The following is an 8,525-nucleotide window of genomic DNA, read 5'->3' on the forward strand; positions in this document are numbered from 1 at the left end:
CACTGGCCCATGTCGCCCATGGCCTTGCGGATGATCGAACCCGAGTCCTGTGCTTCCAGGGGCGCGAGCGTATCCCTGTTCTTCTTGATGAGCGCCGCCATTTCGCGCAGCGCCCCGGCGCGCGCCCTGGGCTTGGTCTGCGACCACTCGGGAAAGGCCGCACGGGCGCACTCGAGTGCGCGGGCCGCGTCCTTCGGACCGGCCAGCGCGCATTTGGCGACCACCGACTGGTCGTGGGGGTTCAGGGACTCGAACGTGCGGCCGTCGGCCGCATCGCAAAACTCGCCATTGATGTAAAGCTGATACTCGCGCATCGAAAAGGGCTCCTTGCGGAAGGGGCTGGATTCGCAGACAAACCGCCCAAAGTGGTCCACCCGGAAAGTCCCCGGGTGAACGGCTGCTCACCCTACCCGATGCCCCCGGCGGCGCCAACGGGCGCCCGGCGCGCCTCTACTCGGTTGGCGTTGCGGACTCGCCCGCAACTTGGCCGCGCTCAAGCGTCGTTTTCTCGGCTTCGAGAATGGCGAGTTGCTGGGTGAGCTTCTTCACCTGGTTGGTGAGCTGGGAAATCTTCACCGTGAAGTGGATGCAGATGCAGACGAGAAAAACGAAGGCAAACATGAAGACCGTGCTGGTGGAATCAACCGCCCCGATCACGCGTGTGAGCCCGATGAGCAAGTTCGAGGAAAGAATCAGCGCCAGAAGTCCCAGAATCGCGATGATCCAGAGCCAGGAATATTCGATGCGAAGCGTGCGGCGTCGTACCAGTTCGAGCACGCCCGCGAGCATCAGCAATGCAATGGAAGCGGCAACCACTTGCTGGTGCGGCGTCACTTGCGGCTCCTGAAGTCATCGCCCCCGGCAAGTCCCAGCATCCCCAGCGAGAGCAACATGTCGAAGACGTAACGAATCGGGCGAAGTCCCGCATGCATGGAGGTCTTCTTCTCTGCGTTGGGATACATGACGACCGGATACTCGATCACCTTGAGCCCGCTCTTGTGCGCGAGCACCACGGCGTCGGCATCGGGATAGGTGTCGGGGAAGAAATCGGCGGTGTAGAGGCTCATCGCCGTCTGGTTCATCGCAAGGAATCCGCTGGTGGGATCGGTGAGCGCCATGCCCATCATGCGTCCGGCCAGCATGCCGAAAAAGCGCGCGCCCTGCCGGCGAAGCCACGGGCCGCGGTAACCGTGTTCGGCCCCTTCCATGCGCGGCGCGTAGCGCGAACCGATCACCAGATCGGCGTCGCTCTCGATGGAATGTTCCAGCAGCGGCCCGATGCAAGCGGCCTCGTGCTGTCCGTCTCCGTCAAACGTCACCGCATGGGTGTAGTGATGGCGAAGCGCATACTTGAGCCCGGTCTGGATCGTCACGCCGTAACCGGCATTAAAGGCGTGTTCGGCAAGCAATGCGCCCTCTTCCAGGGCCACCTCGCGCGAGCGGTCGGTCGAACCGTCGTTGACGACGAGCACATCGATCCCGGGCGCCTTCTTCCGGACCTGCTGCAGCACGTCCGCCAGAAAGCGTTCTTCGTTGAAGACTGGAATGATGATCAGCGCTTTCACCGCCGGTTCGCTCCCTGAAGCCTGACAATCGCCAGCTCGGCCGCCGCGCGCACCTCCGGGTCCTCATCACCCGCCATGAGCTGGAGCAGCGGCTCGACCTCTTCGCTCGGGGCCTTCATTTCCCCCAGCGTCCGCACGACCGTCCTTCTGACTTCTGCATTCTCATCCTGCAGCATTTCGCTGAGAATTGGAATCGCCAATGCCACGTCGGGTTTGAGCCGCCGGAAGGCCTCCACCCCGATGCGCCGCACGCGGGCATCGTCATCGGTCATGGCGGGCACGAGGGCCTCGGCCGCCCCGGAATCGCCGGTTCCCGAAAGGGCCATGGCGGCCATCATCCGGTTCTCTGCGCTGGGATCTTTTTCAAGCATCGCGCCGAGCGCCGGCGCGGCGGCGCGAGCCTGCGTTTCGAGTTCTGCGAGCGTCTGCGCCGCGAGAAACCGCAGCACCACGTCGTCCTCTGTAAGGGCCGCCTCCAGCACCGGCAACAGCAGCGGGTCGGCAGCGTCGATCTGGGCGAGCGCCTGCGCCGCGAACAGCCGGGTATCGACGCGCTCGTTATCCAACTCCGCATGGAGCGAGGACACTGCCGAGCCCCCCACCTGCGCCAGCGCGCGCACGGCCGCCATGCGTACCGAAAGAACATCGTCGGAGAGTGCGGCGATGAGTTCCTTGATCGCGGCCGCGTCCTGCAGACTTCCGATGGCCTCGGCGGCGGCCTGGCGCACCTGCGCGTCGGCATCGCCGGTGAGCGCCGGCCCAAGCGCGGCCGTTGCCGAGCGCGAACCGATCCGCCCGAGCGCGGCGGCCGCGGCGCTGCGTACCTGTGGGTCGGAGTCGGCAAGCGCCTTCGAGAGCGGCGCGACCGTGCGGCTCTCGCCGATCTTTCCGAGCTGCTGCGCCGCCACGCGCCGCACGCTGTAGTCGGGATCCCCCAGCGCTGCGACCAGTGCACTCGTTGCCGCTTCCTGGCGCATCTCGCCAAGGGCTTCGAGTGCCAGGCGGCGAATGCGCGGATCGGTATCCGTAATGAGACCGGCAAGCACCGACACCGCGCGCGGATGGCGGAGCGCGGCAAGCGCCTCGATCACGCGGCGGCGCGCGGCGTAGTGGCTCTCGGGAAGCGCACGAATGAGCGCCTCGGTCTGGGCGCGCTCGCCCATCCAGTTGAGCACCTCGCCCGCGCAGCGCGAGAGGAAAGGAGCATCGTCCTGATCGGCGGCCCAGCGAAGCGCCAGTACAGACGAGGCATACTGGAAGCCGCCGAGCGCCTGCGCCGCGCGGCAACGCTGGTGGGCATCGCCGCTGGTGAGGGCTTCGACAAGGTGCGCGGCGATGGCGGGCTCGCTCGCAATGCCCAGCGCCTCGGGCCGGTCGGCGGGCGCGTCCATTTCGGCCTCTTCGATGATGCAGGCCTCGGCCGGCTCGCTCTGTGTTTCGGATAGCGAATCGCCTCCCTCCATACGCGCCTCGCATCGAGCCAGGGCGTCGCCGGCCTCTTCAAGCAAAAGCCGCGTCTCTCCGGCGAATTCCTGCATCTGGAAAAACAGCAGGACGGCAGCGATGATCGCGCCGGCGGCGATGAACCATGCCCAGTGAAATGGTGGAGATTGTTCGGACACTTTTGTTACTCCACGCGGAGCGTTTCGATGGCCGAGATGGCAGCGCTGCGCACGAGTCGGTCCTCATCGCGGGTGAGAGTTTCCAGCTCCGCCAGCACGGAGGGGTCCCCCACCGCGCGCAATGATTCGATGGCTGCCACGCGCACCCACCTGTCGGGGTCCATCAGCGCCTTGCGAAGCACGGGGATCACCTGCCGTGGTTGATCCCAGGATGCACCGAGCGCCAGCACTGCGTCGTAGCGAACATTTTCATCTTTGTCGTAAAGCGCGGCCTGCGCCAGCGGGCGGAAGGCCTCGTCGCCTGCGTTCGAGAGCACCCAGATCGCGCGGCGTCGAAGCTCTGGGTCAGGCGAAGAAAGAAGCGGTTTCACGACCGGGATCGACTCCGCGCCCAGTTCATAGAGCGAGTCGAGCGCACTGCGCCGCTCGCTTTCGCTTCCCGATCGTAGCGCACTCTCCATTGCGCTCACCCGGTCTTCATGGGTCTGCGGCCCGCCGGAGCGGCAAGCCACTCCGACTATCGCAAGCAGCCCGACAACCAGCACGAGCCCTGCACGTCGCATTCGTACGTGTTGCATTTATCTCCCCCCACTTCCAATGCGCTCAAGCGCCTGACCAGCCAGCTCGCGCGTGCGGCGATCTTCATCATTTAATAGCTCAGCGAGCGGCACCTGCGCGATGGCCGCGCCGGGTCCCATCTCGGCCAGTGCGCTCACCGCCGAGCGCCGCACTTCGACACGCGGGTCGGTCAGCAATTCGACCAGCGCGGGCACGGCGGCGTCTTCACCCACGCGCCCCACCGCACTCACCAGCGCTGCCCAGCAATAGGACTGACGCAGCGAGAGCAGGTTGATCAGCCGGGGCAGCGCTTCCTTGGCCGCCGGCCCCACTTTCACCAGCGTCTCGATTGCCTGACAGCGTGCCTCATTGTCGCGCGAAGACAAAACGAAATTGAGCACGGGAACGACCACTGCGGGGTCGCCCTCGATCTCGTAAAGTGCCCGGGCGGCGCGGGCCTGAACCGCCGGCGCCGGGCGCCGAAGGGCCTTCGTCAGGGGATCGATGGCACAGGTGCCCGCCGCAACCAGGGCCGCCGTTGCGCCATCACGCACCTGGGGCTCGGAATCGGCCAGCGCGCGGGTCAGCTCGCCTGCTGCCGGGCAGGCCCCCTCGCCCAGGTCCTTGAAGGCTTCGACCGAGAGAATACGGCCCATCACATTGTAGACGCCAAGGCCCTGCTTGGCAGCGGCAAGAAGGTGCGGGCGGAAGCGCTCGTCCTTTGCCGCCAGATATTTCGCGCCAACCACCTGCATGAAGGCGTCCTGGCTGCTCAGGAAAGACTCGCATACCGCCTGCGTGTATTCGTCGTCCCGCAGCAGTTCGTCGAGCCCCACCAGCGCCTCGAGCGCGGCGTCCATGTCCGACTTGTTCGAGGGAACGACCGATGCCAGCGCCTCGGCATACATCCAGGAGAGAAGCGCAATGTCATTGGGCTGGAGCGCGCCGATGGCGATGAGGGCACGGCCTGCCGCCACGCGCACGTTGATCTGCTGATCCTGCAGTGAAGCATGGAGCTGCGCGATGGCGTCGACGGCGCCGGGGCCGAGCAGTCGCAGCTCGTTGGCCGCACGAGTGCGGGTCTTCGAATCGGCGTGCTTGTTCGAGACGATATCGCTCAAAATCAGCACCGCGATCGGCGTCTCGTCCTCGTCAATGGCAATCATGGCCAGCGCGGCTTCGAGCCGCACGCGCGGGTCTTCATCGTCGAGCGAGCCGGTCAGCGCCGGCAGGGCTTCGTCCGCCTGCAGATTTCCCAGCGCCTTTGCCGCGCCGGCGCGCACTTTCCAGTCACGGTCTACTTTGAGAAAGGTGATGTAACGCGCGACCACCGCGTCGCCGACGTCGGCGCCGCGGGGCTTGCGCGCGCAGCCGGTCGCAAGGAGCGCGACGGCCACAAACGCCGCAACCGCGCACCTGCGCGCCGCTACCATTGCGCGCCCTCCAGGTAGAGCGCCTCGACCCGGCGGGCATGATCCGAAATGGACTCGACCAGGTGCGTCCAGTTCTCGCGGTGGGGGAATTCGTAGCCGCTGGAGAGGATCCGCAGCTTCTCGGCCAGCTCGGCGGGGTCGCTCGCCTTGTAGAGAAAGCCAGTATCGCCATCGCGCACGAGCTCGGGAATTCCGCCCACGCGGGACGCGACGACCGGGAGCCCCGCCTGCATGGCCTCGTGAATGACCAGCGGGGAATTCTCGCGCCACAGACTCGGCACGACAAGTGCGTCTACCTGCGAGAGCGCCTCGGCGACGCGCTCGTGCGCAATTGGGCCGTGGTTTTCGTGGGCCAGGCCCCAGAGGCGGCGCGTGAGCTCGGCCCGATAGGATTCGTCGCCGTGATAGCTGACAAACTCGCCCCAGATGTGCAGCTCCACCTGCCCGGGACGGAGCAGGCGTAGCGCATCGGCCACGACGTGAAGCCCCTTCGAGGGGATGAGCGTTCCCAGAAACCCCAGCCGCAGGGGTTCGGTCACGGCACGCACGTGGCGCTCTTCGAGTCGGAGTTCTTCAAACCCGTAGTCGAGGTGGCGGATTTTCGAAGGCGCGACGCCAAGGCGCGCGTAGGCGCGGCCGATGGCCTGCGAGGGCGCGATAAATAGATCAATGAGATCGATTGCGCGGGAGAGGGCTTCGAGGCGCTCGGCGATCTTCTCCCTCGCCGGAGCGATCGGCGCAAACCCCGCCGGCGCGATCGCTGCCCCGGCGCGCGCCAGCCATGTCATGTTCCGCGCGCTGGCAAGACCGTCCTCGGGCAGCACGCGCCCGAGTGGTCCCAGCGCCGAGCGAAGCCGCGAGCGGGCCGCGCGCAGCACCGGCGCGCCGAACGCGCAGGCCGAGCAGCGCGCCTCGTCGGGACGCTCGCAGTTCTGCAAGTCATCACGAATCATCTGCCCCCGCGGGCAGAAGGCCCAGTAGTCGGGAATCGTCATCACGATGCGCGCGCCGAAGTTCTTTGCTTCTTCCAGCAGTGCCACGCCCATGCCAGAGAGGTGCTGAACATGAACCACGTCGGGTTTGAAGAGCGCGATGGCCCGGGCAATGAGCTTTCGAAAGCGCGCGCCGCTCCAGTTGTCATAAAATCCGTCGGCGGGCGCCGGGCCGTGAAGGCGATAGTGGGTGAGTTCCCCGGCGCGGGTCTGCTCGAGCACGGGGGTATCAGCAAAAGCGCCTGCCGGGAAGAGCACCGCGACCTCGTTCCGGGCCGCGAGCTGCGCGGCGAGCGCACGGGTATAGACCTCGGTCCCGCCGGCCGAGGGGTTTTCGAACTGGTGCACTGCCAGCAGAACCCGCATGGGCGTTATCTTAGCGCAAAGAACTAGATTCCCCGAAAGTGAATGCGCCCGGCCAATCCCAGCCGGGAGAGTCGGGCCCCAAAGTACTGCCCGAAGGCCCGTGCCGCCTCCCTGGGGGGCAGCTTTGCCGCTTCTTCAAGAGAAGCCGCCCCTGCAATGCCACCCAGGCTTTCGCGGACAAAACCCCAGAGCGCGCCGGAGAGATGCGGCAGCGTTTCGAGCCCGAATAGCTCGTGGAGCCGCGCATGGCAGTTCACCGTGCGCTTGAACTCGTAGCCCGCGCTGCGATCATGGGAGTGGATGACCCGCGCCGCCGGGGCGTAGGCCAGGGCCTGGCCGCTCTCGATCACGCGTTTGCCCCAACTGATGTCTTCGCCGAACCAGGTCTCCGGGAAAGGATGGGCCCGCAGCGCCTCGGCCCGCACCATGGAGGCCACGTTGTCGAACCGCGCGCGCCGGTAGCGATCCATCGGTGAGAGCCGGTGCCATTCGCCAAGGCGGAGCTGTTCCTGAATCATGGGGGCAGAGCCCCCCTCGAACCACCCGAGCACCTCGGCCCGGGTCTTCGCCGTGGCATCCTCGCGGGGGAGCTGCCGGGCGTAGGCCCCGGCGACGTTCTCGATGAGTGCTGCCTCGGAAAGTTTGCCCAGCACGTCCTCATCGGCGGGCAGCGCATCCTGGGTGAAGAACGCGATGAGCCCACCCGAGCAAAGCGCCGCCGCTCGGTTGCGGGTACGCCCGTGGCCAAAGCCCTCGGACCCCACGCGCTCGAAGCGGGCTTCGAACTCACGGGCAAGGCGCCGCGCCGCCTCCGGATCAGGCGAGGAATCGATCAGCAGGGTCTCGCTTGCCGGCCGCGCCTGCGTGGCAAGCCCCTCCAGCAGGGCGCGCAGCTCGGCGCCCGGATTGAAGGTGGGGATGACAACGCTGATGGAAGGCTCTTGCATGGCGGTCCTTGCCTGCTGCGTCACCTCTCAGCGTGCACGTGCACGTGCACGTGCACGTGCGCGAAGGCTTGTCGGATCGCTAGTGCCTCGCACAGGTGCGGGTGTCATGTTACCCGATCCACGTCGGGCCACGCAGGGGGCAACTCCATAAAAAAAGCGGGAATCCCACCGGGATTCCCGCTTTTTCGTATGCGGTTTTGAGAAAAAGACGGTCAGTCTTCGTCGATGATGGCCACCACCTGGCCTTCGGTCAGGGCGTCGCCCTCCTTGACCGGGATGTCGGTGATTGTGCCGTCGCAGGGCGACTCCACCGGCATTTCCATCTTCATGGACTCGAGGATCATGATCTCCTCGCCTTCTTCGATCTTGTCACCGACCTTCTTGACGATCTTCCAGAGGTTACCGGTGATGTGAGCTTCAACTTCGACTGCCATGGCTGACAATTCCCCTTGTGGTTGTTCTTTTCGGGTTTGCCCTGATTGCCGAGGCCGCGATAGGCTCACTGCCGAACGGATCTCAGGTAGCGCGGTGACTAAACCACACGACCCCACCCTTGTCAACGAAAGCAGGCGCTTTCGAACACTCCTTCTGGGGCTAGTGCTGCTCACTTTTGCGGTGCATTTCGCCTCGAATTCCGGCGGGGCCTTCCTCTTCGACGACGGACCCAACATTCTGGAAAATCCTGCCGTCACGGGCTTCGATCCCGGCAGCGCCCGCGGCTGGTTTGCCGCCGCCTTCGAGTCCCCTGCCCGGCTGCGACCGATTCCCTATCTGAGCTTCGCCCTGCAGTGGTGGGCCCACGGCCAGAGCCCGGGCGCCTTCCACTTTTTGAGTGACGCCCTCCACGCGCTGGCCGCGCTGGCGCTGGCGCTTCTTTTGTTTGAGCTCCTTGCCACGCCGAGCGCCCAGCCCGTTACCACCCGCGACCGGGCACTTCTGGCAACCGGCGCGGCGGCGCTCTGGGCGCTTCACCCGATCCAGACCCAGGCAGTCACCTACATCGTCCAGCGCATGACCGTGCTCTGCGGGCTCTTTTCCCTGC

The 8,525-nt window shown here is 65.9% G+C and carries 10 protein-coding genes; 1 reads left to right on the plus strand and 9 read right to left on the minus strand.

Annotated features, from left to right (window positions below; translation table 11 throughout):
- The 9 genes from KDH09_15370 to KDH09_15410 form a co-directional block, all read right to left on the minus strand.
- The coding region (locus tag KDH09_15370) for an aldehyde dehydrogenase family protein (GenBank protein ID MCB0221076.1) at window positions 1-314 on the minus strand (314 nt) is incomplete at its 3' end.
- A gap of 136 nt (window positions 315-450) precedes the next feature.
- A complete protein-coding gene (locus tag KDH09_15375) occupies window positions 451-834 on the minus strand; it encodes a DUF2304 domain-containing protein (protein ID MCB0221077.1) in 384 nt (127 codons plus the stop codon).
- Complete coding sequence (locus KDH09_15380) at window positions 831-1,565, minus strand: glycosyltransferase family 2 protein (GenBank protein ID MCB0221078.1); 735 nt, start codon at window positions 1,563-1,565, stop codon at window positions 831-833. Before KDH09_15380 ends, KDH09_15375 begins: the two co-directional genes overlap by 4 nt.
- The gene (locus tag KDH09_15385; protein MCB0221079.1) at window positions 1,562-3,187 is read right to left on the minus strand and encodes a HEAT repeat domain-containing protein; all 1,626 of its coding nucleotides are present in this window, start codon (window positions 3,185-3,187) and stop codon (window positions 1,562-1,564) included. Before KDH09_15385 ends, KDH09_15380 begins: the two co-directional genes overlap by 4 nt.
- Window positions 3,188-3,192: 5 nt before the next feature.
- A complete protein-coding gene (locus tag KDH09_15390; GenBank protein MCB0221080.1) occupies window positions 3,193-3,765 on the minus strand; it encodes a HEAT repeat domain-containing protein in 573 nt (190 codons plus the stop codon).
- Window positions 3,766-5,178, minus strand: coding sequence for a HEAT repeat domain-containing protein (locus KDH09_15395; protein MCB0221081.1), 1,413 nt, complete (start codon window positions 5,176-5,178; stop codon window positions 3,766-3,768). It lies immediately after the preceding gene.
- Window positions 5,172-6,536: a glycosyltransferase gene (locus tag KDH09_15400; protein MCB0221082.1), complete on the minus strand. Its 1,365-nt coding sequence runs from the start codon at window positions 6,534-6,536 to the stop codon at window positions 5,172-5,174. The genes KDH09_15395 and KDH09_15400 overlap by 7 nt, the downstream gene beginning before the upstream one ends.
- A 23-nt stretch (window positions 6,537-6,559) precedes the next feature.
- The gene (locus tag KDH09_15405; protein MCB0221083.1) at window positions 6,560-7,483 is read right to left on the minus strand and encodes a glycosyltransferase family 2 protein; all 924 of its coding nucleotides are present in this window, start codon (window positions 7,481-7,483) and stop codon (window positions 6,560-6,562) included.
- A gap of 212 nt (window positions 7,484-7,695) precedes the next feature.
- Complete coding sequence (locus KDH09_15410; GenBank protein ID MCB0221084.1) at window positions 7,696-7,917, minus strand: biotin/lipoyl-binding carrier protein; 222 nt, start codon at window positions 7,915-7,917, stop codon at window positions 7,696-7,698.
- Between the two features lie 94 nt (window positions 7,918-8,011).
- Here KDH09_15410 and KDH09_15415 point away from each other — a divergent pair.
- The coding region (locus tag KDH09_15415) for a hypothetical protein (protein MCB0221085.1) at window positions 8,012-8,525 on the plus strand (514 nt) is incomplete at its 3' end.

The organism is Chrysiogenia bacterium (genome assembly GCA_020434085.1).
GTDB lineage: Bacteria > JAGRBM01 > JAGRBM01 > JAGRBM01 > JAGRBM01 > JAGRBM01.